A 23,749-nucleotide genomic window follows, 5' to 3' on the forward strand; every position below is an offset into this window, starting at 1 on the left:
GCGGCGGGGGGGCGGCCCCCCCCCCCCCCCCCCCCGGGCCATGGTCACCCCCGGGCAACCGGAGGTCTTAGGCGTTCCACAATCCGTAGGAGTCGGCCAGGTCGGCGATCTTCTGTGCACGTGCCAGACGCGGCAGGTAAGAACCATCGCCCACCGTGGCGCCGGCCGCGTGGGCGTCAAGCATGTCGTGTGCCCAGGAAAGCTCGTCGGTGCTGGGCGAAAGACCCCGGTTGATCTCATCGACCTGCGTACGCGAGAGCGCCAGCTTGCCGGTCATGCCCATCGATGCGGTGATCGCGGAGTCGGCCAAGACTTCGGCGGCATCCGCACCCGGTGCCGGAGGACCATCGATGGCGCCGGGGAGCTTGCCCACGCGCGATGCCACGACAAGCTTGCCGCGGGCGTAGGCCAGGGCCAGCGGGTCTCCGGAAACACCGGTGTCCTTGCGGAAGTCGTTCACGCCAAAGGCCAGGCGGAAGGTACCGGGAGCCGAGGCAATGGCCGTGGCGTTCTCGATGCCAAGCGCGGATTCAACCAGGGCTAGCACCGGGGTGCCGGCCTGCAGGCGCATGGCCGTGTAGGTGACCTGCTCGGGCTTTTCGGTCATGGCGAGCATGACCCCGCGCAGGCCAGGGGCCTTGGACAGGTCGGCCAGGTCCTTGGCCCAAAAGTCGGTGTCGATTCCGTTGACGCGCACCCAGGCCGTCATCCCGGTGGACAGTGCCTCGACCACGGCTTCGCGTGCGGCATCCTTCTTGTCGTCCGGAACTGCGGCTTCCATGTCGAAGATGACCGAATCGGCCTCGGAGGCGAGCGCCGGGCCGAAGTCCTCGGGCTTCGAGGCGTTGACTAGCAGCCAAGAGCGGGAAAGTTTTGCCGGAAGGTTAGCTGCGCGACGGTTACGGAATGCCATGCCTCCAGCCTACCGACTTCGCGCGCCAAGGTACCAACGCGGAACGTGCGGCCGGTACACAAAGCCGCGAATGCCCGACAAATGCGTCAACGGTGTGACCAACTCGACGCACATTTTCGCCGGTTGCGGGAATTGCAGTAGGGTTTTTGAGGCTCTGTATTGGCCGTCACAGGCAACACCAATCTCCACAAGGATAGTCCGCACCATGACTGAAAAAACGCTCGACAAAGCACCGGGCGAAGAGTCCACCGACGGCAATCCGCCGCTGGAACGGGCCCTCTCAAACCGCCACATCCAACTCATGGCCATTGGCGGTGCCATCGGCACGGGGCTGTTCATGGGTTCGGGCAAGACCATCTCGGTGGCCGGCCCCTCCGTCATTTTCGTTTACATGGTCATCGGCTTCATGCTTTTCTTCGTCATGCGCGCCATGGGCGAATTGTTGTTGAGCAACCTGCAGTACAAGAACTTCGGGGACTTCGCCGGTGACCTCCTGGGTCCATGGGCTTCTTTCTTCACCGGCTGGACGTACTGGTTCTGCTGGATTGTCACCGGCATCGCCGACGTGGTGGCCATTGCCCACTATGTCGCATTCTGGTGGCCCGACCTGGCACTGTGGATTCCGGCCATCCTCTGCATCCTGGTCTTACTCGCATTGAACCTTCCCACGGTCCGGGCCTTTGGCGAGACCGAGTTCTGGTTCGCGCTGATCAAGATCATCGCCATCATGGCGCTGATCGTCGTCGGCTTGGTCATGATCATCATGAGCTTCGAAACGGATGGCGCACGCGCCTCCTTCACGAACCTGTGGGAACACGGCGGGATGTTCCCGACCGGCTTCATGGGCTTTGTTGCAGGCTTCCAGATCGCCGTGTTCGCCTTCGTCGGCATCGAATTGGTCGGCACCGCCGCCGCCGAGACCAAGGACCCGGAGCGGAACCTGCCCCGCGCAGTGAACTCCATCCCGATCCGCGTGCTGCTCTTCTACGTCGGTGCTTTGGTCATTCTCATGGCTGTCCGCCCCTGGACCAGCTACTCCGCCGACGAGTCACCCTTCGTGGGAATGTTCGCCCTGGCTGGCTTGGTCGGTGCCGCAGGCGTAATCAACTTCGTCGTGCTCACCTCGGCGACTTCCAGCGCGAACTCGGGCATATATTCCACGTCACGCATGGTTTACGGGCTGGCTCGCGAGGGCGATGCACCCAAGGTCTTCGGAAAGCTCTCGAGCCGCAAGGTCCCGAAGAACGCACTGATCTTCTCCTGCATGTTCCTGCTCGCCGGCGTGGCCCTGCTCTACGCGGAGGGTTCGGTGGCCGAGGCCTTCACCCTGGTCACCACGATCTCGGCACTGTGCTTCATGTTCGTATGGTCGATCATCTTGATCAGCTACATCGTCTACCGCCGCCGCCGTCCGGAGCTGAACGAGGCCAGCAAGTTCAAGATGCCCGGCGGATTGTTCATGCCCTATGTGGTGCTTGCTTTCTTTGGCTTCATCATCTGGGCCCTGACCACCCAGCCCGACACGCTGATGGCTCTGATCTTCACCCCTATCTGGTTCGTAGCACTGGGCCTCGGCTACCTGATGGTTCGCCGCAACCCGGAGCACGCAGCAATCCGCGCCGAGCACGATGCCAAGGTCGCCGCCGAACACGCAGCACGCAGGGCCCGCCTGCACGCCTAGCACCCCCCCACCCCAACGAGGCGGCGGATGCGATGACCCGATTTTCGGGTGGTCGCATCCGCCGCCTTTCGCATTGACGGGGAGGCATTCCAGGCCTCCCGCGGCCCTGGAGTCAGTTGAGGCAAACCGGTTGGACTTTTTTCCGTTCCGTAGGGTTCGGGGAACAGGGAACGACCTGCAGCAAGGAGAACTTTGGGCCGTACAGCCCGAGGTTCACGTCGCACTGCGCCTTGTAGAGGGTCTCGGGCACCAGTCGTACCCACTGCCCGTGAAATTCAAAGATGTCACCTTCCCCATAGCTGCCGCCCCGTGCCAGCAACATGCGAGCCAGATGATGGAGCATTCCCGGGGACCCCTGCGGAAATTCGGTGAAGTCTTCCATCCCGGCAATCAGCTCGGGCAAGCCTTTGTCAGTCAGTCCAACCGAGTAGCAGACTTCCTGTCTGTGCTCGGAGTCGGTGTCGTTGACGACGGCGTAGCCCTCTTGGCAAATCAGCTCGCGAATCGGCCGCAGAAACTTCAGGCTTGCGGGATCCGAAGCCGGTCCAAACAGCATGTGCCTAGCGCTTTCGGCCCGTGACAGGTTCGTGGCCGACCGGGGCCGACACCGACTTGAACATCAGTGCGGGAGTCGACGGCGGCACCTCGCGATCCATGAAATGGATTTCCAGCACCCGTGTTCCGTGTCCGTAACGGGAGTAGGCACCCAGGGCGAACTTGGTGGCCCCGTGCATCGTGGAGAAATACAGCTTCCGTCCGTCGGGCCCGTCGGCCGTGTGGCCGTTGTCGAAGTGTTGATGGCGCCGGGTCACCGACGTTGCAAAGCCGTTGAGTAACCGGTTGGTTTCGGCCATGTCGAGGCCGCGGACCAGGAATTCCGGCTCACCCAGTTTCGTGAGCCCGACGGTGTAGCCGAAACACCGGCGCAGATTGGGGTCTTCCACATATTGAACGGCCCAGCCGTATTGCCCAATCAGGTTGTCGATCCTCTGCCGCACCTCGTCGGCCGTCCACCCATCGCATTCGAGGCACATGATTCCCGCTCCTTGGTCCGTCCCCACGTTTTGCTGACATCTCCCAGTGTTCGCCGTTCCCGTCGTGCGGTGGGGCGCCGGGTGGGAATTGTGGATAACGTCCGAGACGAAAAAAGACGGCGGGTCCGACACCCGGGGCACGGGCTCGGCTCCGCCGTCTCGTCGCCGGAACCGGTGGTTTTCAAAAGGAAGGTTACGACCCGACGTGCACGCCTTCCTGCCTACGCGCAATGCCGTGGGACCCGAAGGCCCCGCGGTAGGCCGCACATGGGGGCGGGCAGGCGGTCCCGTCCGAAGATCTTGTCCCGCAGCGTGCCGGGCCCCCTGCCGATCTGCCACGAACCCATGGGGTTATTGCTGCGCCGCGAACGCGACCGGAACCGCGGCGGCCGTCCAAACGCTGCCGTCCTTGGCGCTGGTCTCGAACAGCAGCAGCACGCCGCCGCCGGAGCCTGGGTTGTCCCATTGGATGCTCCCGCTGAACGGCCCCAAGTCGGGCCCGGCTCCGCCCATCACGATCCCGGTCCCGAGTGCCTCGGCGCTCCCGTGGGATCGGATCACAACCTCCACCGTCCCCTCGAATGCGCGCGAGGACCCGGACAGGGCCACGGGAGACGTGATCGGGTCGCCGGACCGGGGTGAATCAAGAACGATCTCGCTGCTCATGGCCCCGATGGCGTACCAATTGCCGTCGGTGAGCTGGCGCAACAGGACGGTGGTCACGGCGCCGTCCGATATGGCACGGACCTCCAATTCACCCGAGCGCGAATCGCCCTGCATGAAGTCCCCGTAGACCGGGTCGGTGAAGCCCGCCAATTCCTCGGCGAATCCGGCGGCGGCCTCTTCCGGCGCCCCGTAGCGCAGCGTGCCTCCCGGATCCGGCCAGACGACGGTCGCAGCCTCGGCTGCAGGCAATGACGGCGCGGCACTGGGCACATCCGAAGCGCTCGACGTGGGCGAGGGGGTGGCGGAGGGGCTTGCCGGCGCACTGGTCCCCGGCGAGTCCGTCGTTCCCGGACCGTCTTCGCCAGGGCCGTCCGCGGGCTGCATCAGCAGGATCGCCACCCAGGCAAGGGCGGCCGCCAGTGCCACTACGAGAAGCGCGACAACGATCTTGCGGCCGCGGCCGGACGGTGCTGGGTTCTGGCTCATGAGGCACTGTAACAGCGCGCCCGCCGCCGAAACGAGACCGGGCAGGCCGCTTTTCGGTGACGTTTCCATTGCATCCAACGATCCCGCACGGGGACGAAGGAAACGGGCGGCGCACCTGTCGAAGCGGTACTCCTTGGGGCGAGGAGGGGGCCGGACGCCAAACGGCTCCGGTTCTGTCCACCCGGGGGGGGATGGACGAACCGGAGCCGTTGGATGGATCCGAAGTGCTACTGGCCCTTCGAAGCCTCCGCGACGGCCGCGGCAACTGCCGGCATGACGCGCGGGTCAAGCGGCGAGGGCACGATGTAGTCGGCGGAGAGCTTGTCCTGCGCCAGTTCGGCGATGGCGTGGGCCGCGGCGATCTTCATTTCGGAGGTGATGCGGCGGGCGTTGGCATCCAGTGCACCGCGGAAGATGCCAGGGAAGGCCAGCACGTTGTTGATCTGGTTCGGGAAATCCGACCGACCGGTGGCGACCACGGCTGCGTACTTGGCGGCAACGTCCGGCATGACCTCCGGGTCCGGGTTGGACAGTGCGAAGATGATCGCATCGTCGTTCATGCCGGCCAGGTCCTCTTCCACGAACTTGGAGGAGGAAACGCCAACAACCAGGTCCGCTCCGTCGAGCGCCTCGCGGATGCCGCCGATCAGGCCGTCCTTGTTGGTGATGGCCGCGTACTTGGCCTTGATGGCGTTCAGGTCGTCGCGGTCGCGGTGGATGATGCCCTTGGAATCAACGAGCACCACATCGCCGAGGCCGACGTTGATGAGGATCTCGGCGATGGCGATGCCCGCGGCACCTGCACCGGAGATGACGGCGCGCATCTGGCCCAGTTCCTTGCCTGCAACCTTTGCAGCGTTGAGCAGGGACGCCAGGACGACCACGGCGGTGCCGTGCTGGTCATCGTGCATGACCGGGCAGTCAAGGGCCTCGATGAGGCGCTCTTCAAGTTCGAAGCAGCGCGGGGCGGAGATGTCCTCGAGGTTCACGGCACCGAAGCTGGGGCGCAGTCGAACCAAGGTTTCGATGATTTCGTCGACGTTGGTGGTGTTCAGCACCAGCGGGATGGAGTCGAGGCCGCCGAATTCCTTGAAGAGCGCGCTCTTGCCCTCCATGACCGGCAGCGAGGCAGCGGCTCCGATGTCGCCCAGGCCCAGCACAGCGGTTCCGTCGGAGACCACCACGACCAGGCGCGAGGCCCAGGTGTGGGTCGCGTGCATGGCAGGGTCCGCGGCAATGGCGCGGGAAACCTGGGCCACACCGGGGGTGTAGGCGATGGAGAGGTCCCGCTTGGTGGCCAGCGGCATCTTGGACTGGACCGTGAGCTTGCCGCCGATGTGGGCGTCGAAGATATCGGCCTCGGTGATGGAGGCGGCGGCGTTAAGAGAGGTGTCAATGGACATGGAAGACTCCTTGAAAGTTCTGAAATGTGTCGGAGCGAGGAATCGATTCGATGATCGTAGATGTCGTAAGTTTCGGCCGATCCCACGTCGACGTGGTGATCACCTACTGCTTAGCCTCGCTGTGCGTCTGCCGGCCCGGGGTGGGGGCTCAGACGATGCGCACTGGTCAGTACTTTCTTTAGACCGTGGTCCACACACTACTGCACTTCGACGCCGTTGTGCCACCGCTTGGCGCAACCATCGTGAAACAAACGCCACCGGGAGTCCGCCGGGGAACGACGGATCCGGCATGCGGACCCGCATCATCGGCGCGCGTCCGACCGGCACTTTTGTGCGGCATCATGCATGATGGAAGCATGTCGTCTCCAACACCGTCATTGAGCAAGGTCAGGGCCTTCCCCGCCCTGGAAAAGAAGGCCGCGGCAAGGCTCGCGGCGGCCCTGGAAGAGTCAGCGGACACCACCATCTTTGTCAATGGCACCACGTTGCAGTTGCCGGATGTCGCCCATGCGGCACTCATCGAGGTGCTCCAACGCATGGCGCTCGGCGACGAAGTGAGTGTGAGTACCGTCGAATCGTTATTGAACACCTCGCAAGCGGCGAAGATGGCAGGTGTTTCGGCCAGTTACCTGCGTAAACTTACCGATTCGGGAATCATTCCCGTCGAGTACCGCGGCACTCACCGCAGGATCCGTCCCGCCGCGGTGCAGACCTGGCTCGACAACCGCACCGAAGCGCCGACCGACACCCCGGAATAGGCCCAACCGCAACTCCACCGTGCTGGATTGGGCGGGCAAGACCTTCGTATGTTGGAAGTGGCCGCAATGGCGGATGAAGGTGCTTGAAGGAGTGGGAAGCCGTGTTCCGGAATCGTTTGATGCGCCTCTTGCTCGGCGGTCTTGCGGGTGCCGGAATGGTTCTGGCGCTCTCGGGTTGCACTGGCGGCCCGGTACCGGAGCCACCAACAACCGGGACCGGGACGTCCGAGTCCGAAGCCCCCTCGGTCTCCGCCCCGCCGTCAAGCTTGCCGACACCGATGCCGACACCGTTTCCGACACAGCCGCAGACGCAGACACAGACACAGACACCGTCACCGACACCGACACCGTCTGCCAACGGTTCCGCGATCCCCACCGAGGTTCCGTCCGCCGTTGCCGCACCGAGCAGCATCCCGCCCCCGGCAACGCCGCCGCCAAAGCCCTCCGGTTCGGCGAGCGCCACCGGATCCTCGGCCGGTAGTCCCCCGCCGGCTGAAACTCCCACCCCAGAGCCCCCGTCCACAGCAGCGCTGCCGGAGACGACGACCTCCTCCTTGACGATTTTCTACGTGGCGGTCAGTGACCAGGGCAAGGCAGGCCCGATGATCGGTTGCGGCGACAGCATCGTCGCCACCGAAACGGGTCCGGTGATCTATGCCAGCCAGGTGGAGGCGGCCATGAGCGGCTTGCTTGAAAACAAGGAAATCGAGCTCGGCCAGTCGGGCCTGATGAATGCGCTCGCGGGTTCGGACCTGTTCTACGTCTCGTCCGCGGTGTCGGATGGCATCGTCACGGTGGAGCTCACAGGAGAGCTCAGCTCCGGCGGCATTTGCGACGATCCGCGCATCATTGCCCAGCTCACCCACACCGCCATGGTTGCCGCCGGGACAGGGGAAGCCCGGATCCTCATCGATGGCGTTGATATCGGTGAAAGCCTTAGCCTGAAATAACCCGGTGTTGACTTATAGGCAACAAGTGTTGATAAAGTGCCGGTGTGACCTCAACAACAGAACCCGGCATGGGCAGTGAAACCGAAATCGCGATGTCCCGTGCGGCCGCCCACGAATCACTCTTCTCGGAGCGCGCATCGCACATCAAGCAATCCGCGGTCCGCGACGTCTTCGAACTCTCCCTGGACCCCTCGCTGGTCTCACTGGCGGGCGGCAACCCCTACCTGCAGTCACTGCCCCTGGAAAAGCTCGGCTCGATGGCCTCCGAGCTGATCGCCACCCAGGGCATGACAGCGCTGCAGTACGGCAGCGGCCAGGGCACCGAGGAACTGCGCATGCAGATCTGCGAGGTCATGGCCGAGGAAGGGATCACCGGGGTCGACCCCGGTAACATTGTGGTCACCACCGGGTCACAGGCCGCACAGGATGTCGCCTGCAAGGTCTTCTGCAATCCCGGGGACACCGTGCTGTGCGAGGACCCCACATATGTCGGCGCCCTTAACACCTTCGAGGCCTACCAGGTGCGCGCCGAACCCGTTGCCACCGACGAACACGGACTGATTCCCTCGGCCCTGCGCCAGCGCATCGACGAGCTGCGCGCCGAGGGGGCACGGATCAAGTTCCTGTACACGATCCCCAACTTCAACAATCCCTCCGGCATCACCCTCGCTGCCGAACGCCGAGCCGAGATCGCCGAGATCTGCATCGCCGAGAACATCCTCATCCTGGAGGACAACCCGTACGGCATGTTGCGCTATTCCGGGGAGCCGATCAAGCCGCTGCGCGCCTACCACCCCGACCACGTGATCTACATGGGCTCTTTTTCCAAGATCCTGGCACCCGGCCTGCGGATCGGCTGGGCGGTGGTGCCCACGCACCTCTTCCGTCGCTTCTACCTGGCCGCCGAGGCCGTCACGCTCTGCCCGGCAACCTTCAACCAGATGCTGATCAGCAAGTACCTCTCGGAGCATGACTGGCGCGGGCAGATCCAGACCTACCGGGAACTCTACGCGGGGCGCTGTGAGGCGATGCTTCAGGCCCTGGACGAGTACATGCCCGAGGGCGTGAGCTACACGCGGCCCGAGGGTGGGTTCTTCATCTGGGTCACGCTGCCGGAAGGAATCGACACCTACGGACTTCTGTCCAAGGGGATCGAGGCAGGGGTCGTCTTCATTCCCGGTGCTGCCTTCAGCCCCCGCGATGCCCCCAGCCACCGGTTGCGCCTGGCCTTCAGCGCAGTGCCCGAGGATAAGATCCGCGAGGGCGTCAAGCGCCTGGCGCCGGTGCTGGCCGAGGCCATCGCCGAAAACGGCGTCCGCTAGGAACCGCCGCACCAGCGCGGCGGAACTCCCGCGCGGAGGGATTCATGGCTCCTGCCGGAAGGCGCATGATGTAACCATGTGGTTTGGATGGATCGAGTTCGACCTCCTGCTGGGAGATGTGCATTCGCTCAAGCAGAAGCGTGCCGTCGTGCGCCCGATACTCAGCGAGATCAGGCGCCGCTTCGAGGTCTCCGTCGCGGAGACCGGCGGGCAGGACCTTCACCGGCGCGCAGGGGTGGCCGCGGGACTCGTCGCGGCGGACGCCGTGCACGTGATCGAGGTGCTCGACGGCATCGAGCGCCTGGTCGCGGCCCGCCCTGAAGTTCAACTGCTCAGCGCACGCCGTCGCCTGGATTCCTCCGAGGACGAGTAGCAGCGCCGTTCACCCACCGCTTGGCTGCCGGCCGGCCCGGCAGGAAATCGCTAGTGGATCACCCAGGTGACAAGGCCCAGCAGGGTGCAGACGACGGCCAGGAGGATGCCGAGACGCGGGGCAATCCATGCGGTGACCTCGCCCTCGCTCGGCGGTGCCGGTTCCGGGGCGGGTCCGGTGGCCGCTGCCACGGGTACGACTGCCATCTCGTAGGCCAGCAGGATGCGCGAGGGCGCAAGCATGGTCGCCATCGAAGCAGTGACGTTGGAGACCGCGACGATCTGCAGGACCGAGGATCCCATGCTTGCCGCCGCCTGCGCCTGGGTTGCGGCCAACATGGAGTTTGCCGCGGTATTGGATCCGGAAATGAATCCGGCCAAGCCGTTGACGACCGGCCCCAGCACCAGATATCCGGCACCGATTCCGGCCAGCGCCGCACCCAGCTCCCTGCCCATTCCGGTGGCCGCGAGCAGTGCACCCAGGATGGTGAATCCACCGGTGGCTATCCCCACGGGAATCCAGCTGCGGTAGGCCAGGGCAGCGCGTGCGCGCAGGCCGGCGGTTCCGCCGCCCAGGGAGGCGGACCCGTATTGGGCGACCAGGCATGCCACCACCAGCCAGACGCCGCCGCTGGTGATGGCGCGCTTGAGTAGGGAGGCTTCCATCGGAGAACTCAGCGCGCGGGCAGCAAGCAAGCCAAGAGTGAGCACCGCATAGGGCAACAATGCCACCCGGACCGCGCGCCCGGCCGGAACCAGCGACCCGCCGATCCTGAAGGCCACCAGGTGCGCCGCCAGCACCAGCAGGGAGCCGACGATGCCCGCCGGCGGGGTGCCCATGAGCAGGTTGGCGACCAGGATGCCGGCGTTGAGCAGCACCGCGGCGCCCATCAGGTGCGCCAGCAACCGCCCGGGCCTGCTCGATTCGCCGCGCAGCACCAGCCATGCGGTGAATCCCGCGCCCACTACCACCGGCAGGGTCAACAGCGCCGAACGGACACCCACGTCGAAAAGCGTGAGCCCGGCCAACTCGGCTGCCACCAGGGTGCCGGGGCCAAGTGCTCCCCAGGGGACGGCAACCAAACCGAGCAGGCTCAGGATCGCGGAGTGCTTCACCGAATGTCCCAGTTGGATCAGCAACGGGACACCCACGGTGACGCCAATGCCGAAGCCCGTGACCGACTCGGCGAAGGGAACCAGCCCGAAAACCACCAGCACCGTCCCGGCTTGCTGGTTCGAGGCGCTTTGCCGCAGCCAGCCGGAGATCCTGTCCATGGCGCCGGTTTCGGAAGTGATGCGCGAGAGCAGCACGCCGCCAAAGAGGATCAGCAGCACCTCGAGGATGGTGGGCCCGAACATTGCCCCTGCCCGCATGAGTTCAGCGAGCGGCGTGGGGAAGAAGAAGACTGCCGCAAGAATGCCGATGAGCAATGAGTAGATGGCCATGGTGGTGGCCTTCGTCCGGGCCAGGAACAAGCCCATGGCCACCACGATCGGGGAGGCGGCAGCCAGTGCCAGCATGCGGCGGTTCCTTTGGTCGGGGTGCCGCCCCCTGGGGGTTCACGCGGCATGTTCTGCTGCGATTGACCATACCGCTCCGACCCCGAAACAACGACTTGGTTGCGCCCCCATAAGGTCATGGCAACCGAGAACCGCCGCACGCTTCACATGGTGAGCGTACGGCGGGCCCCGGGATCGGATTCAGTGGGGAAGTAGGGTCATGCTCAGGCGGTGCGTCGGGCCGGGGTCGGGTTCTTGCCCAGGACCAGGCCGAGTCCGGCCATGCCAACGCCCAATGCGAAGTGCAGGATGTTGTCAGCGGTGTTGACCGGGACAAAGTTCGCGGCACTGGACTGGTCGATGAAGACCCCATAGAAACCCAGCACCAGATAGATGATTCCGCCGACAACGAGGAAGGTCTTTGCCTTGGCCGCACTGCGCCACAGCGTGAGGCCGAGGACGCCGAAGAGCAGGTGGACGACGTTGTGCAGGACCGAGACCTGGAAGATGCCGAGCAACATTGAGCCCGAGTGGTGTCCGGCCATTCCGAGGTGTTCGGTGTTGCTGGTGATGCCGGGGATGAAACCCAGGATGCCTACCAGCAGGAATACCGCGCCGACGGCCAACGCCACGTATTGGAGAAGGGAGGGGCGGGTGGTGATGTGTGTCGAGGCCATGATTGGCTCCTTGGTTTCCTGTCGATTTTCAACGCCTCTGCGTTGCTGACAGAAGGAATTCGGAACCGCGGCATCGACGGATTGCCCTAAACACAAAAAGTTTTCAGGAAGGGACCGGTGCCTCATGGAGGCCGTCGTAGTCGTTTCGCGCCCGGATGATTTTCTCGGCATGGTCCTGGGACCATGCCCGCACGACGGCTAGGGGGCCCAGCAAGGTGGCACCAAGTGCGGTGAGTTCGTATTCCACCCGAGGCGGCACCTCGGGATAAATGGTCCGGGTCAACAACCCGTCACGTTCTAGGGAGCGCAAGGTTTGGGTGAGAACCTTGGGTGTGACACCGCCGATGTCTTGCCGCAGCTGCGAGAACCGGCGCGGCCCCGATTCCAGGGCCAGGAACACCAACGGCGTCCACTTGTCCCCCATGCGCTGCATGATCGAGCGCGAGGGGCAGTCCGGGCTCATGACATCAAAGGCCCGCTGCTCAGTATCCATGAGGTAACCATATTACGTTGAGGTACTCGATATCAATTGGATACCATAGACGTCATGCAACTGTGCGGACCGGCATGGCCCGCACCACCAGAGAAGGGAACAGCCCATGAAGATTGCCGTTTACGGAGCCACTGGAATGGTCGGCAGCCAGATCGTCGCCGAGGCAGCCAAGCGTGGCCACGAGGTCACCGCGGTTTCGCGCACCGGGCGCGAAGTCGAGGGAGCCGCCGCGGTGACCACCGCCGAACTGGGCGACATGCCGGCCTACCGTGCACTGGCCACCGGGAATGACGTTGTCGTCTTCTCGATTCCGCCGTCGCGCACCGGTGAGTCCCACCAGCCTTTCGTCGACGCACACGAGGAAATCTCCGAGACACTCGTCCCGGCCCGCGTCTTCATCGTCGGCGGGGCCGGCGCGACCGAGGTCGACGGCGTGCGCCTGTTCAACATCCCGGGCTTCCCCGAGGAATATATGCCCGAGGCCCGCACCATGGGCGAGGTCCTTGACTTCTACACCTCGGCCTCCGGCCTGGACTGGACCATGCTGGCACCGGCACCGGTGATCGCCCCGGGCGAGCCGACCGGAGCCATCGTCCTGGGCAACGACTCCCCCGCTGGAGACAAGGTCAGCACCGGGGACTTCGCCGTTGCCGCCCTGGACGAGCTCGAGGATCCCAAGCACCAGCACCGCCGTTTCACGGTGGCAAGCGCTTAAAGGCCTTACCGCAACGCCGTCGCGCGGGATTCATCCCCGCGGTACAACGGGTGTGGTGGGACCGGGAATACCGGTTCCCCCGCACCCGTCGGCAATTAACCGCCACACGTGGGTGCCGGGAATCGGCTATGAACTCGCCCACACAGCCCTGCGCCATGTCCGTGACGCGGACTAAGGTGGATGGCGGTACCCACCTGCCCGCGCTCCCGCCGCCATCCGCCCCGGGAGCCTCGCGGCCGGCCACCACACATCACTTCATCGGTTCGCAGGAAGCAGCTACATGAGACACGTTCGCCCCCTGGCAACTCGCCTATTCCCGGCCGCAACGGCCCTGGCCGCGGCATTAGTGCTCGCCGGCTGCGCACCGGCCACCACGACGCCGGAATCCGGCACCGATGCCGGCACTCCGGTCGCCGGCGGCACCCTGGTCTACGCCTCCGGCGATGCCGAGCCCGACTGCCTGGATCCGCACGTGGGCGGCAACTACCCCCAGGCACTGGTCTCCTCCCAGTACCTGGAGACCCTGTACACCAAGGACGCCGATGGCAAGCTGGTCCCCTGGCTCGCCGAGGATTCCACCGTCTCCGCCGACGGGCTGACCCGCACGGTGAAGGTCCGCGAGGGCATCAGTTTCACCGACGGCACCCCCTTGACCGCCGAGGCCGTCAAGGCGAACTTCGAGCACCTGCTCGATCCCAAGACAGCGTCCTCCACCGGGTTCCTGGCCCTGGGCAAGATCGATTCCATGAAGGCGATCGACGAGGCCACCCTCGAGCTGAAGCTCAAGACCCCCGACAACTCCCTGCTCGAGTCCTTCTCCATGCCGTGGGTCTCCATCCAGTCCCCGGTGGCTCTCAAGCGCAGCCAGGAAGAGAACTGTGCCGCACCCGTGGGCACCGGCCCGTTCAAGGTCGAATCCTGGAAGAAGCAGGACGCGGTGAACATGGTGCGCAACGAGGACTACGTGCAGCCTGTGGCCACGCCCGGCCACGAGGGCGCGGCCTACCTGGACGGCATCACCTGGCGCTTCATCCCCGAGGCCGCCACCCGCTACGCCGCCCTGCAGGCCGGCGAGGTCCAGGTGATCGACAACGCCCAGCCCGACACCATTGCCGCCGCCGCCAAGTCCCAGGGCATCGAGCACCTGGACGCACCCCGCCCCGGCGCTTCCAACCGCATCGAGCTGAACTCCTCCAAGGCCCCGTTCAACGACGCCTTGGTCCGCGAGGCCTTCATCCACGCGGTCAACGTCAACGCCGGCATCGACTCGCTCTTCTTCGGCACCGCGCCGCGCTCCTACTCCCCGCTCTCCAGCGTCGAGCCCCTGGCGTACTCCGCTGAATCGCTCTTCGGCTACGACCCGGCCAAGGCAGCGGAACTGCTGGATGCCGCCGGCTGGACCGAACGCGACTCCGAGGGCTACCGCACCAAGGACGGGGAACGCCTCTCGCTCACTTTCCCAGTGAGCACCAGCCAGTCGATCCCCGCCGAACAGTCGCTCTTTGAGCAGCTGCAGGCCACCGCCAAGGAATCGGGCATCGAGGTCAAGATCAACCTGCTGGATCTCTCCAGCTGGTACGGCGAACTGTTCAAGAACAACTACAACCTGGTCTCCCCGCCCTACACCAAGGTCGGCCCGAGCGTACTGAGCATTCTCTTCCACTCGGATTCAACCATCCCGGCCCCCTCGGGCTACTTCGCCAACCTCTCCCAGGTCAAGGATCCGTCGCTTGACGCATTGCTGGAAACCGCCGGTTCCACCGAGGACGAGGCACAGCGCAAGGACCTGTACGCACAGGCGCAGAAGTTGGTGCTCGAGGGCTACTACCTGCTGCCGCTCTACAACCAGCAAAACCACTTCCTCCACTCCTCGAAGCTGCAGAACGTGGGAACCACCACCGCGGTGGCCACACCGACGTTCTTCGACTCCTGGCTGGCCAAGTAGCCCACTGCCCCGAACACCTCCACCCATGAGCCTTCGTGCCCCAAACCTCAGGCGGTCGACCCGGATTGCCCGGTCGGCCGCCCGCTGGGTGCTGGGCAAGGTCGGCGGAGGGTTGTTCGTGCTGTGGGCGGTGTCCACGGCGATCTTCTTTGGCATCCGGATGATTCCCGGCGACCCGGCCGAGGCGATCATGGGCGGGCCCGGCTCGCAGGCCTCGGCCGAGGCCCTGGCCCAGGCCCGCGCCGACTACGGCCTGGACCAACCGCTGTACGTGCAATATTTTGGCCAGTTGTGGCGCCTGGCCACCGGCGACCTGGGCACCTCCTATTCGCTGAAGATCCCCGTGTCCGAGGTCCTGGGAGAACTGGTTCCGCCCACCCTGGTCCTGGCGGTGCTCGCCCTCTTGGTGGCCTGGGCGCTGGCGCTGGTGGTCGCGGTGCTCTCCACGCGCAGCGGTGCCCTGGGCTCGGCCTTGGCCTCGGGCCTGGAAATCGTCTCGGCCGCCGTCCCGCACTTCTGGCTCGCCAGCGTGCTGATCATGCTCTTTGCCACCGCCCTGGGCTGGCTGCCTCCGGTGAGCACCAATGCGCCGGCCGGCTTGGTGCTGCCGGTGGCCACCCTGGCCCTGCCGCTCGCCGGTTTCCTGGGCCAGGTCATGCGCGACACCCTGAACGCGGCGCACCGCTCCCCCTTCGCACTCTCTGCCCGGGCCCGCGGGGAATCAGAGACCGGCGTGCTGCTGCGCCACTCCCTGCGCCACGCGGCGCTGCCGGGTATCGCCCTCTCCGGCTGGGCGTTCGGTTCCCTGCTCTCCGGCGCTGTGGTCGTTGAATCCATTTTCGCCCGGCCGGGCCTGGGCCGCTCGCTGCTATCGGCGGTCACCGCCCGCGACATCCCGATGGTCACCGGCGTGGCCCTGCTCTCCGCAGCCGCCTATGTGGTGATCATGGCCTTCTCCGACCTTGCCGAGCGCCTGGCCGACCCGCGGATGGCCGCATCATGAGCATTGACAAAAACGAGCTGAGCCCGGGCGACCCGGTGTTGGCCCCGCATCCATCCAAACGTCCTGCACCCGGCACCAGGGGGCTAAAGGCACTGGCGGCCCGCCTGCCGTTGCTGCTCTCGGCAACAGTGCTCGCCTTCTTCGTGCTGGCGGCAATTTTCCCGAACCTCCTGGCTCCCTACGACCCGTTGGCCATCAACCCCGCCGATGCGTTCTCCGGCCCCGGGACCGGACACCTGCTGGGCACCGACGAATCCGGGCGCGACATCTACTCGCGCATCATCCACGGCGCGCGGCCCTCGCTGCTGATCGGTGCCGCGGCGACCGCGATCGGCCTGGGGCTGGCCCTGGTGCTGGGGACCATTGCCGGATTCGGCGGCAAATGGCTGGACTTCGGGGTCGGACGGGTCTTGGAGGTGCTCTTTGCGCTGCCCGGCCTGCTGCTGGCCCTGGTGTTCATTGCCTTGGCCGGACCCGGGGTAGGAACCACGGTGGTTGCCGTGGGGCTGACCACGGCCCCCGGCTACGCGCGGATGATCCGCGCCCAGATCATCGCGCTGCGCACCTCCCCCATGGTCGAGGCCGCCACGGTGCTGGGGAGGACCCGCTCCCGGATCCTGGCCATCCACATCCTGCCCAACGCGCTGGCACCGATCGCGGTGCTCGGCACCCTGGGCCTGGGGCAGGCCGTGGTCTGGGCGGCGTCGCTGAGCTTCCTGGGCCTGGGCGCCCCTCCCCCGGCACCCGAGTGGGGCGCCATGCTTTCGGCCGGGCGCACCTACCTGGCTCTGGCCTGGTGGATGACGTTCTTCCCCGGCCTGGCCATCGTCCTGGTCGCCGCCGCCTCCACCGTCCTTTCCCGGGCCATGAAGGCCGCGGGTGCCCGATGAGCGCACCGGCACCGATCCTTCGGGTCGAAAACCTCGACGTCTCCTTCGGGGAAACCCCAGTTGTCTTGGGCGTTTCCCTCTCCGTGGGCCCCGGTGAATGCCTGGCACTGGTCGGCGAGTCGGGCTCCGGAAAGTCCGTGACGGCCCGCTCACTAATCGGTTTGGCGGGGCCGGGCTCCACCGTGCGGGCGGGCGCACTGGAGGTGGCCGGCGTGGACGCACGGGGCCTTTCACCACGTGCCTGGCGCTCGATCCGCGGCAGCAAGGTCGGATTCATCCTGCAGGACGCCCTGACCTCGCTGGATCCCCTGCGCAAGATCGGCAAGGAAATCGACGACGCGCTGCGCCTGCACGGTTCCGGCTCCGGTGCCGCGCGCGCCGCCAAGGTCGTGCAGTTGCTGGAATCGGTGGGGCTGGATGATCCGGTGCGCCGGGCCGGGCAGCGTTCCGGGGAGCTTTCCGGCGGCATGCGCCAGCGCGCCCTGATTGCGTCGGCCATCGCCCTGGAACCGGCCCTGGTCATTGCCGACGAACCCACCACGGCCCTGGACGCCACGATCGCCGCCGCGGTGCTGGATCTGCTGGGCGAACTCCGGGCCGCGGGCTCAGGCATGCTGTTGATCAGCCACGACCTGTCCACGGTCTCCAGCGTCGCCGACACTATTGCGGTGATGCAGGCCGGGCGCATCGTGGAAACCGGTCCGACCGCACAGATCCTGGGCGATCCGCAGCACCCGTACACCAAGGCATTGCTGGCCGCGGTGCCGGCCGGCAAGCCCCGCTTCGCGCGACTCTCCCCCGCCACCGCCACCCCCGCTACTCCGGAACCGGAACCCGCCGTGCCGCCGGTGACGCCCGGGGAATCCGTGCAACTGCCGGTGCTCAGCGCACGCTCGCTCTCCCGGTCCTTCAAGGTGCCGGGGGCCGCCGATTTTCCGGCGGTGAAAAACGTTGACTTCGACCTGTTGCCCGGCCGCACCCTGGGTGTGGTGGGCGAATCCGGGTCCGGGAAGACCACCACGGCCCGCATGGCCCTGGGGCTGCTGGGCCCGGACACGGGCTCGGTGGAGCTCTTCGGCGAGCCCTGGAGCACGGTGCCCGAGGCCCAACGGCGCACCCGCCGATCGTGGCTGGGCGCCATCTACCAGGACCCGTTGTCGTCCCTCGACCCGCGCCACTCGGTGGGGCAGGTGCTGGCCGATGCGCTGAGTTTCGGGGCCACCCGCAATCCGCGCAAACACGCCGGGCGGATCACCGAGCTGCTCTCCCTGGTGGGCCTCGCACCCGAGCTGTCGGCCAGGAACCCCGCCACCCTTTCGGGCGGGCAACGCCAGCGTCTGGCCATCGCCCGCGCCCTGGCACCCAACCCGCGCGTGCTGATTTGCGACGAACCGGTGTCCGCCCTGGACGTCTCGATCCAGGCGCAGGTGCTGGATCTGCTGGACGAGCTGCAGCAGCGCCTCGGGCTGGGCTACCTCTTCATTTCCCACGACCTGTCGGTGATCAGGCACATGAGCGATACGGTACTGGTGATGCGCGCCGGGGAGGTTGTCGAGTCCGGCGCCACCGAGTCGGTCTTCACCGATCCGCGGCATCCATACACCCGTGCCCTGCTGGCCGCATCCCCGGGCATTTCACCAGGGCGCTTGCCCAGGTAGGCGCCGGGTTCAGGACCTGAGGTCCCGGGCGAGGCCGGATTCCGCGGATTCCCTGACCGCATCCAACGGGCGCGTCCCGGTTTGGATGAGGATGTCATCAAGCTTGGGCAGTGCCCGGACGAGCTGCAGCTTCGCTTCCCGGATGGTCGATTCGACCTCGGAGAGCGCCGCGTCCCTGACCTCGACCGTCGCCGTGCAGTGCAGCCGGTGGCCCACCCAGCGCAACTGGATCCGAGGCGTCGCCAGGATCCCGGGAACGGAGTTGAAGGCTTCCTCCGCCCGGGCCAGGAGATCGGGTTCGATGCCATCCATGAGCCGGCGGCCGATGCTGCGCACGGTGCCGAAGAGCAGGACCATGATGGCGGCGGAGATGACCAGTCCCACGATCGGATCGGCCAACGGGAAGCCCAGCATGGCGCCTCCCGCGCCCAGGACCACGGCCAGGGAGGTAAATCCGTCGGTGCGCGCGTGGACCCCATCGGCAACCAGCGCGGCGGAACCGATCTTCCGACCGATCCTGATGCGGTACATGGCCACGGCCTCGTTGCCAATGAAGCCAATGACCCCGGCCGCCAGGACCCAACCCAGATGCTGAAGCGGTTGCGGGTGGATCAGGCGATCGATGGATTGCCAGGCGGCGAGAATGGCCGAAAGCGCGACCACCGCGACGATGAACAGCCCGGCCAGGTCCTCGGCCCGCCCGTATCCGAAGGTGTAGCGGCGGTTGGCTGCCCGGCGTCCGAGGATGAAGGCTATCCACAGGGGCACGGCAGTGAGCGCATCGGAGAAGTTGTGGATGGTATCGGCGAGCAACGCCACCGAGCCACTGACCATGACCACCGCCAGTTGCAGCACTGTGGTGCCCAGCAGGATGAACATGCTGATCTTCAGGCCGCGGATTCCTTGGATGTTGGATTCGAGGGCGTCGTCGATGGAATCGGCGGAGTCGTGCGTGTGCGGGACGAAGAGTTCAAAGAGCCACCCCTTGAAGCCGGAAGGGTGGTGATGGGAATGCCCGTCATGCCCGTGGCCGTGGGTGTCATGGCCGTGGTCATGTCCGCGGTCATGCACGTGGCTGTGTCCTGCTGACTCATCGCTCGGGCTCATGCCGATTGCCGTCCGCGCGCGTGGTGGGCGGGGGTGCCGCCCAAGGCATGTTCGGCCTGGTGGATCGCGTCGACGACCAACTGGCGGGCGTGCTCGTTTTCGAGCCGATAGAGGACCTTCGTTCCTTCTTGACGGGTGGCGACCATCCGGGCCAGGCGCATCTTGGCCAGGTGCTGCGAGACCGAGGCAGGGGTCTTGCCCAAAAGCTCGGCCAGTGCCCCCACCGCCATTTCCCCGGACCTAAGGGCCAGAATGATTCGCACGCGGGTGGCGTCGGCAAGCATGCTGAACACTTCAACGGCAAGCTCCACATACTGGCTGTCGGAGTCCAGGGTACAAGACTTGTTATCTGCATTCATACGCACATAGTTGCACAGTACTGGCACTGGATCAAGGATCCGCATTCGACACCGGCGGCAATGCGGCTCAGAAGCTGCCGACCAGCAGACCTATGCATTCAGAAATGTACTACTTGTTACATTTACTCCTGTAACCACATATTGTGAGTGCATGACATGGATGGTATTAATAGTTCGCCTGACCGGAGCCACCTCTCGACACCGGGTGGCGGTATGGCGGGAACTGCGCCGCATCGGGGCCGCCCCCGTCACCCAGGGGGTTTGGACGGTCCCGGAGACGTCCCACTTCAGGGAGGCAGTCACGAAGGTCGAGGAGCTGGCCCGCAAGGGCTCCGGAGACGTCATCGTTCTCTCAACGACAACCGCCGGGGCGCCCGGCGAGGAAGCGATGGTCTCCGCGTTCCGCACGCAGCGCCTCGAGGAGTGGGAGGAATTCGGCGGTGACTGCCGAAAGTTCGAGGAAGAGATCGCCAAGGAAATCCGCATCGAGAAGTTCACCCTTGCGGAACTCGAGGAAGAAGAACAAAGCCTCGATCGCCTGCGACGGTGGCACCGTGAGCTCAAGAGCCGCAACGTACTGGGGCTGGCCGAGGCAACAGCGGCCGAGGCCCACCTCAAGACCTGTGTCGAGCGTCTGGACGAGTACGCCGACATGGTCTACGCCCGCCTGCACAACGACGATTCGCACGACGAGGCCACGAACGCGGGAAAGGGCTGAGCGAGACGTGGCGTGGCTCGAGGTCCTTCTCGCGGCTCTCGGCGGGCTGCTCCTGGTCTATGTCGTGCTGCTGGCATTGTTGTGGCGCCACGCGCTGAGGAACCCAGATGCCGTCGGCCTAGGCGAGGCCTTGCGTCTATTGCCCGATCTCCTGCGGTTCCTGAGCAGGCTCGTGGCGGACAGGGACCTGACGTGGTGGCCCCGGTGCACCTTGGTGCTGCTGTTGGCCTATCTCGCGTCCCCCATCGACCTTGTGCCGGACTTCATCCCCGTAGTCGGCTATGCCGACGACGTGCTGGCGGTGGCCTTGGTACTGCGCTATGTGGTTCGGCGTTCGGGGAGAGAAGCATTGTTGCGGAACTGGCAGGGCTCCGGGGCCGGGCGGCGGATCATCGAGCAGCTGGCCGGCCTCGCTGCCCCGGAGCCGCGATAACCAGGGCCCCGAAGGGAAGCTCTGGACCGGGATTCCCGAAGCGGGGGTGCTATTTCCGGATGCCGGCAACCAGTGGCGAGACAAGCACCGCTTGGGTGACATTCCGAACGAAGAGCAGAAACACCGAGGCCAGCACCGCGGCCAGGATCGGGCGGGGAACCGACACCAGCAGCCGGCCAAACAGACCGGTCAGGCTCAGCACCAACCCGAGCCAACCGGCCACAATGTAGGCGCTAGGCCCTAGATCCCGCTGCCGACCGGCACCACCCATACCTAGGCCGCCGCTTTGGCCGATTCCAGGCCCACCCTTTCGACAGCCTGGATGACCAGCATCGACCCGACACAGGAGACGGAAGGCGCCTGCGCTGACCTCGGGTCCCGGTTCCGGCTCTCTGGTGCCCAGGCACGACTGGAGCCGCATTTCGGTTGGAAGGCAACGACCTCGATCCCTGTGACGGCACGGGAACCGGGCCTGGAAGGGAGCATTTGGGGCCTAACGCTACGGCGAGGTCGGGTGCCTGACAAATATCCAGTTAAGTGTGATTGATATCGCGCCACACTCAATGGGCACCACCCTGGGTCAACCCTAGGCATATACCCAGTGTGAGGTCACGCACATACTGACATGGTGTATCTCATGGTTTCGCCACCCACCGGGTGGACCAGGGCGCCAGCGCCCGCTACGAAGGATGGAGCACTCCATGACAGAAACACTTGATACCGTCTCGGCCCTGCTTGATGATGCACTCGTCGACAGCCCGGAGACCGGCCAATTCCGCGCCAACCGAAATATCTTCACCGATGAAGAGACCTTCGAGCTTGAGATGAAGCACATCTGGGAGGGCAACTGGATTTACCTGGCCCACGAATCCCAGATCCCGAACATCGGCGACTACTTCACCACGAACATCGGCCGCCAGCCGATCGTGATCTCGCGCAACAAGGAAGGCGTGCTCAACGCCCTCATCAACGCGTGCAGCCACCGCGGCGCCATGCTTTGCCGCCGCAAGACCGATAACCGAACCACCTTTACCTGCCCGTTCCACGGCTGGACCTTCAACAACTCCGGCAAGCTGCTCAAGGTCAAGGACTCCCGCGGCGCCGGCTACCCGGAGGGCTTCAACAAGGACGGCTCGCACGACCTGACCAAGGTCGCCCGCTTCGAGTCCTACCGCGGCTTCCTCTTCGGCTCGCTGAACGCGGACGTCAAGCCGCTGACCGAGCACCTGGGCGAATCCACCAAGATCATCGACATGATCGTTGACCAGTCCCCCGAGGGCCTCGAGGTGCTGCGCGGCTCCTCCACCTACACCTATGACGGCAACTGGAAGCTCCAGGCCGAAAACGGCGCCGACGGCTACCACGTCTCGGCCACCCACTGGAACTACGCCGCCACCCAGGCCCGCCGCGCGGCCGGCGAATCCTCCAACGACACCAAGACCATGGACGCCGGCGGCTGGGACAAGCAGGAAGGCGGCTACTACTCCTTCGAGAATGGCCACCTGCTGCTGTGGACCGAATGGCTGGACCCGGCCAACCGCCCGCTGGCCGAGAAGCGCGACGAACTCGTCGCCAAGTACGGCGAGGCCAAGGCCGACTGGATGATCGGTGTCTCCCGCAACCTCTGCCTGTACCCGAACGTGTACCTGATGGACCAGTTCTCCTCGCAGATCCGTGTCTTCCGCCCGGTCGCCGTCGACAAGACCGAGGTCACCATCTACTGCATCGCCCCGGTCGGCGAATCCGACGAGGCCCGCGCGAACCGCATCCGCCAGTACGAGGATTTCTTCAACGCCTCGGGCATGGCCACCCCGGATGACCTCGAGGAATTCCGCTCCTGCCAGAAGACCTACCTGGCCACCGCCGCCAAGTGGAACGACCTTTCCCGCGGACAGGCGCACCAGATCACCGGTGCCGACGAGAACGCCAAGAAGATCGGCCTGGAGCCGATTTCCTCCGGCGCCCGCACCGAGGACGAGGGCCTGTACCCGATCCAGCACGGCTACTGGCTGGACACGATGCGCAAGGCCGTCGCCGCCGAGGCCGCATCCACCACCACCGGCACCACCGAACAGGGGAACAACCATGACTGCAACCACTAACGCCATCGTCACCAAGATCCAGACCGGTGCCGGCGAGGTCAGGCTCGAGGAGATCACGCAGTTCCTCTACCGCGAGGCCCGCTTCCTGGATGACCGCGACTTCGACAGCTGGCTCGAGTGCTACCACCCCGATGCCACCTTCTGGATGCCGGCCTGGGCCGATGACGACAAGCTCACCGAGGATCCGCAGCGCGAGATCTCGCTGATCTTCTACGGAAACCGCGGTGGCCTGGAAGACCGCGTCTTCCGCATCAAGACCGACCGCTCCTCGGCCACGTCCCTGCCGGAGCCACGCACCGGGCACAACATCTCCAACGTGGAGATCGTTTCGGTCGACGGCGACAAGGTCGATGTGCGCTTCAACTGGTTCACGCTCTACTACCGCTACCAGAATGTCGACACCTACTTCGGCAACTCCTTCTACACGATCGACTACTCCGGCGCCCAGCCGGTGATCACCGCCAAGAAGGTCGTCCTCAAGAACGACTACATCCACCACGTCGTGGACATCTACCACATCTAGTCCCGCCCGGACCGGGGCCCGTTCCCGGTCCACCGGACTGG

General features: G+C 65.5%; 25 protein-coding genes. 14 read left to right on the plus strand and 11 right to left on the minus strand.

The annotated features are described in order from the left end of the window. Positions 1–67 precede the first annotated feature (67 nt). On the minus strand, positions 68–913 hold the full coding sequence (locus tag ACIPUB_RS18565) for a CoA ester lyase (protein ID WP_264269498.1): 846 nt from the start codon (positions 911–913) through the stop codon (positions 68–70). A 205-nt stretch (positions 914–1,118) separates the two neighbouring features. Here ACIPUB_RS18565 and cycA point away from each other — a divergent pair, with 205 nt between their 5' ends. Next, positions 1,119–2,594: a D-serine/D-alanine/glycine transporter gene (gene cycA, locus ACIPUB_RS18570; protein WP_407608732.1), complete on the plus strand. Its 1,476-nt coding sequence runs from the start codon at positions 1,119–1,121 to the stop codon at positions 2,592–2,594. Between the two features lie 112 nt (positions 2,595–2,706). Here the strand turns inward: cycA and ACIPUB_RS18575 are convergent, their stop codons facing one another. The 4 genes from ACIPUB_RS18575 to ACIPUB_RS18590 all read right to left on the minus strand — a co-directional run bounded on the left by ACIPUB_RS18575 (position 2,707) and on the right by ACIPUB_RS18590 (position 6,183). Further along, entirely contained in the window at positions 2,707–3,150 is a 444-nt protein-coding gene (locus tag ACIPUB_RS18575) for a hypothetical protein (protein WP_407608733.1), read from the minus strand. Positions 3,151–3,154: 4 nt separating this feature from the next. Further along, entirely contained in the window at positions 3,155–3,628 is a 474-nt protein-coding gene (locus ACIPUB_RS18580) for a DUF4262 domain-containing protein (RefSeq protein WP_407608734.1), read from the minus strand. A gap of 351 nt (positions 3,629–3,979) precedes the next feature. Then, positions 3,980–4,780, minus strand: coding sequence for a Gmad2 immunoglobulin-like domain-containing protein (locus ACIPUB_RS18585; RefSeq protein ID WP_407608735.1), 801 nt, complete (start codon positions 4,778–4,780; stop codon positions 3,980–3,982). Between the two features lie 227 nt (positions 4,781–5,007). After that, entirely contained in the window at positions 5,008–6,183 is a 1,176-nt protein-coding gene (locus ACIPUB_RS18590) for an NADP-dependent malic enzyme (protein WP_407608736.1), read from the minus strand. 356 nt (positions 6,184–6,539) lie between these two features. Here ACIPUB_RS18590 and ACIPUB_RS18595 point away from each other — a divergent pair, with 356 nt between their 5' ends. The 4 genes from ACIPUB_RS18595 to ACIPUB_RS18610 all read left to right on the plus strand — a co-directional run bounded on the left by ACIPUB_RS18595 (position 6,540) and on the right by ACIPUB_RS18610 (position 9,586). Next, positions 6,540–6,941, plus strand: coding sequence for a helix-turn-helix domain-containing protein (locus ACIPUB_RS18595; protein WP_407608737.1), 402 nt, complete (start codon positions 6,540–6,542; stop codon positions 6,939–6,941). A 554-nt stretch (positions 6,942–7,495) separates the two neighbouring features. Beyond that, on the plus strand, positions 7,496–7,891 hold the full coding sequence (locus ACIPUB_RS18600; RefSeq protein WP_407608738.1) for a hypothetical protein: 396 nt from the start codon (positions 7,496–7,498) through the stop codon (positions 7,889–7,891). A 68-nt stretch (positions 7,892–7,959) separates the two neighbouring features. Continuing rightward, positions 7,960–9,213: a PLP-dependent aminotransferase family protein gene (locus ACIPUB_RS18605; protein ID WP_407608754.1), complete on the plus strand. Its 1,254-nt coding sequence runs from the start codon at positions 7,960–7,962 to the stop codon at positions 9,211–9,213. 76 nt (positions 9,214–9,289) lie between these two features. After that, positions 9,290–9,586, plus strand: a complete 297-nt coding sequence (locus tag ACIPUB_RS18610; RefSeq protein ID WP_407608739.1) for a DUF503 domain-containing protein — start codon at positions 9,290–9,292, stop codon at positions 9,584–9,586. A gap of 50 nt (positions 9,587–9,636) precedes the next feature. On the opposite strand, the gene ACIPUB_RS18615 is transcribed toward ACIPUB_RS18610, so the two are convergent. The 3 genes from ACIPUB_RS18615 to ACIPUB_RS18625 form a co-directional block, all read right to left on the minus strand. Next, positions 9,637–11,106, minus strand: coding sequence for an L-lactate permease (locus ACIPUB_RS18615; protein WP_407608740.1), 1,470 nt, complete (start codon positions 11,104–11,106; stop codon positions 9,637–9,639). A gap of 203 nt (positions 11,107–11,309) precedes the next feature. Then, a complete protein-coding gene (locus ACIPUB_RS18620; RefSeq protein ID WP_407608741.1) occupies positions 11,310–11,762 on the minus strand; it encodes a DUF4383 domain-containing protein in 453 nt (150 codons plus the stop codon). 103 nt (positions 11,763–11,865) lie between these two features. Next, positions 11,866–12,255: a winged helix-turn-helix transcriptional regulator gene (locus ACIPUB_RS18625; protein WP_407608742.1), complete on the minus strand. Its 390-nt coding sequence runs from the start codon at positions 12,253–12,255 to the stop codon at positions 11,866–11,868. A gap of 106 nt (positions 12,256–12,361) precedes the next feature. Between ACIPUB_RS18625 and ACIPUB_RS18630 the strand changes: the two genes are divergently transcribed. The 5 genes from ACIPUB_RS18630 to ACIPUB_RS18650 all read left to right on the plus strand — a co-directional run bounded on the left by ACIPUB_RS18630 (position 12,362) and on the right by ACIPUB_RS18650 (position 18,466). Further along, positions 12,362–12,970 carry an NAD(P)-dependent oxidoreductase gene (locus tag ACIPUB_RS18630; protein WP_407608743.1) on the plus strand — a complete coding sequence of 203 codons (609 nt, stop codon included), beginning with the start codon at positions 12,362–12,364 and terminating at the stop codon, positions 12,968–12,970. A 280-nt stretch (positions 12,971–13,250) separates the two neighbouring features. Then, entirely contained in the window at positions 13,251–14,915 is a 1,665-nt protein-coding gene (locus ACIPUB_RS18635) for an ABC transporter substrate-binding protein (protein WP_407608744.1), read from the plus strand. Between the two features lie 25 nt (positions 14,916–14,940). Beyond that, on the plus strand, positions 14,941–15,918 hold the full coding sequence (locus tag ACIPUB_RS18640; protein ID WP_407608745.1) for an ABC transporter permease: 978 nt from the start codon (positions 14,941–14,943) through the stop codon (positions 15,916–15,918). Then, on the plus strand, positions 15,915–16,808 hold the full coding sequence (locus tag ACIPUB_RS18645) for an ABC transporter permease (RefSeq protein WP_407608746.1): 894 nt from the start codon (positions 15,915–15,917) through the stop codon (positions 16,806–16,808). Before ACIPUB_RS18640 ends, ACIPUB_RS18645 begins: the two co-directional genes overlap by 4 nt. Then, complete coding sequence (locus tag ACIPUB_RS18650; protein ID WP_407608747.1) at positions 16,805–18,466, plus strand: dipeptide ABC transporter ATP-binding protein; 1,662 nt, start codon at positions 16,805–16,807, stop codon at positions 18,464–18,466. The genes ACIPUB_RS18645 and ACIPUB_RS18650 overlap by 4 nt, the downstream gene beginning before the upstream one ends. 9 nt (positions 18,467–18,475) lie before the next feature. On the opposite strand, the gene ACIPUB_RS18655 is transcribed toward ACIPUB_RS18650, so the two are convergent. Beyond that, entirely contained in the window at positions 18,476–19,573 is a 1,098-nt protein-coding gene (locus ACIPUB_RS18655) for a cation diffusion facilitator family transporter (RefSeq protein ID WP_407608748.1), read from the minus strand. Then, entirely contained in the window at positions 19,570–19,932 is a 363-nt protein-coding gene (locus ACIPUB_RS18660; RefSeq protein WP_264269517.1) for a metalloregulator ArsR/SmtB family transcription factor, read from the minus strand. Before ACIPUB_RS18660 ends, ACIPUB_RS18655 begins: the two co-directional genes overlap by 4 nt. Before the next feature lie 151 nt (positions 19,933–20,083). Between ACIPUB_RS18660 and ACIPUB_RS18665 the strand changes: the two genes are divergently transcribed. Beyond that, a complete protein-coding gene (locus tag ACIPUB_RS18665; protein WP_407608749.1) occupies positions 20,084–20,650 on the plus strand; it encodes a Chromate resistance protein ChrB in 567 nt (188 codons plus the stop codon). A 7-nt stretch (positions 20,651–20,657) separates the two neighbouring features. Further along, positions 20,658–21,083, plus strand: a complete 426-nt coding sequence (locus ACIPUB_RS18670; RefSeq protein WP_407608750.1) for a YkvA family protein — start codon at positions 20,658–20,660, stop codon at positions 21,081–21,083. Positions 21,084–21,132: 49 nt separating this feature from the next. Here the strand turns inward: ACIPUB_RS18670 and ACIPUB_RS18675 are convergent, their stop codons facing one another. Beyond that, positions 21,133–21,285 (minus strand): hypothetical protein, encoded by a 153-nt coding sequence (locus tag ACIPUB_RS18675; RefSeq protein WP_407608751.1) that lies wholly within the window; start codon positions 21,283–21,285, stop codon positions 21,133–21,135. A 499-nt stretch (positions 21,286–21,784) separates the two neighbouring features. Here ACIPUB_RS18675 and benA point away from each other — a divergent pair, with 499 nt between their 5' ends. Both benA and benB read left to right on the plus strand, forming a co-directional pair. Further along, a complete protein-coding gene (gene benA, locus ACIPUB_RS18680) occupies positions 21,785–23,185 on the plus strand; it encodes a benzoate 1,2-dioxygenase large subunit (RefSeq protein WP_407608752.1) in 1,401 nt (466 codons plus the stop codon). Further along, positions 23,169–23,708 carry a benzoate 1,2-dioxygenase small subunit gene (gene benB, locus ACIPUB_RS18685; RefSeq protein ID WP_407608753.1) on the plus strand — a complete coding sequence of 180 codons (540 nt, stop codon included), beginning with the start codon at positions 23,169–23,171 and terminating at the stop codon, positions 23,706–23,708. The genes benA and benB overlap by 17 nt, the downstream gene beginning before the upstream one ends. Positions 23,709–23,749 lie beyond the last annotated feature (41 nt).

Origin of the sequence: Paeniglutamicibacter sp. ORCA_105 (assembly GCF_045798545.1) — a bacterium.
Classification (GTDB): domain Bacteria; phylum Actinomycetota; class Actinomycetes; order Actinomycetales; family Micrococcaceae; genus Paeniglutamicibacter; species Paeniglutamicibacter sulfureus.

Excerpts from the sequence above, each read along its gene's own strand:
- ACIPUB_RS18565 (WP_264269498.1), bottom strand. The coding sequence starts at position 913 with ATGGCATTCCGTAACCGTCGCGCAGCTAACCTTCCGGCAAAACTTTCC.
- cycA (WP_407608732.1), top strand. The coding sequence starts at position 1,119 with ATGACTGAAAAAACGCTCGACAAAGCACCGGGCGAAGAGTCCACCGAC.
- ACIPUB_RS18575 (WP_407608733.1), bottom strand. The coding sequence starts at position 3,150 with ATGCTGTTTGGACCGGCTTCGGATCCCGCAAGCCTGAAGTTTCTGCGG.
- ACIPUB_RS18580 (WP_407608734.1), bottom strand. The coding sequence starts at position 3,628 with ATGTGCCTCGAATGCGATGGGTGGACGGCCGACGAGGTGCGGCAGAGG.
- ACIPUB_RS18585 (WP_407608735.1), bottom strand. The coding sequence starts at position 4,780 with ATGAGCCAGAACCCAGCACCGTCCGGCCGCGGCCGCAAGATCGTTGTC.
- ACIPUB_RS18590 (WP_407608736.1), bottom strand. The coding sequence starts at position 6,183 with ATGTCCATTGACACCTCTCTTAACGCCGCCGCCTCCATCACCGAGGCC.
- ACIPUB_RS18595 (WP_407608737.1), top strand. The coding sequence starts at position 6,540 with ATGTCGTCTCCAACACCGTCATTGAGCAAGGTCAGGGCCTTCCCCGCC.
- ACIPUB_RS18605 (WP_407608754.1), top strand. The coding sequence starts at position 7,960 with ATGGGCAGTGAAACCGAAATCGCGATGTCCCGTGCGGCCGCCCACGAA.
- ACIPUB_RS18610 (WP_407608739.1), top strand. The coding sequence starts at position 9,290 with ATGTGGTTTGGATGGATCGAGTTCGACCTCCTGCTGGGAGATGTGCAT.
- ACIPUB_RS18615 (WP_407608740.1), bottom strand. The coding sequence starts at position 11,106 with ATGCTGGCACTGGCTGCCGCCTCCCCGATCGTGGTGGCCATGGGCTTG.
- ACIPUB_RS18620 (WP_407608741.1), bottom strand. The coding sequence starts at position 11,762 with ATGGCCTCGACACACATCACCACCCGCCCCTCCCTTCTCCAATACGTG.
- ACIPUB_RS18625 (WP_407608742.1), bottom strand. The coding sequence starts at position 12,255 with ATGGATACTGAGCAGCGGGCCTTTGATGTCATGAGCCCGGACTGCCCC.
- ACIPUB_RS18630 (WP_407608743.1), top strand. The coding sequence starts at position 12,362 with ATGAAGATTGCCGTTTACGGAGCCACTGGAATGGTCGGCAGCCAGATC.
- ACIPUB_RS18635 (WP_407608744.1), top strand. The coding sequence starts at position 13,251 with ATGAGACACGTTCGCCCCCTGGCAACTCGCCTATTCCCGGCCGCAACG.
- ACIPUB_RS18640 (WP_407608745.1), top strand. The coding sequence starts at position 14,941 with ATGAGCCTTCGTGCCCCAAACCTCAGGCGGTCGACCCGGATTGCCCGG.
- ACIPUB_RS18645 (WP_407608746.1), top strand. The coding sequence starts at position 15,915 with ATGAGCATTGACAAAAACGAGCTGAGCCCGGGCGACCCGGTGTTGGCC.
- ACIPUB_RS18650 (WP_407608747.1), top strand. The coding sequence starts at position 16,805 with ATGAGCGCACCGGCACCGATCCTTCGGGTCGAAAACCTCGACGTCTCC.
- ACIPUB_RS18655 (WP_407608748.1), bottom strand. The coding sequence starts at position 19,573 with ATGAGCCCGAGCGATGAGTCAGCAGGACACAGCCACGTGCATGACCGC.
- ACIPUB_RS18660 (WP_264269517.1), bottom strand. The coding sequence starts at position 19,932 with ATGAATGCAGATAACAAGTCTTGTACCCTGGACTCCGACAGCCAGTAT.
- ACIPUB_RS18665 (WP_407608749.1), top strand. The coding sequence starts at position 20,084 with ATGACATGGATGGTATTAATAGTTCGCCTGACCGGAGCCACCTCTCGA.
- benA (WP_407608752.1), top strand. The coding sequence starts at position 21,785 with ATGACAGAAACACTTGATACCGTCTCGGCCCTGCTTGATGATGCACTC.
- benB (WP_407608753.1), top strand. The coding sequence starts at position 23,169 with ATGACTGCAACCACTAACGCCATCGTCACCAAGATCCAGACCGGTGCC.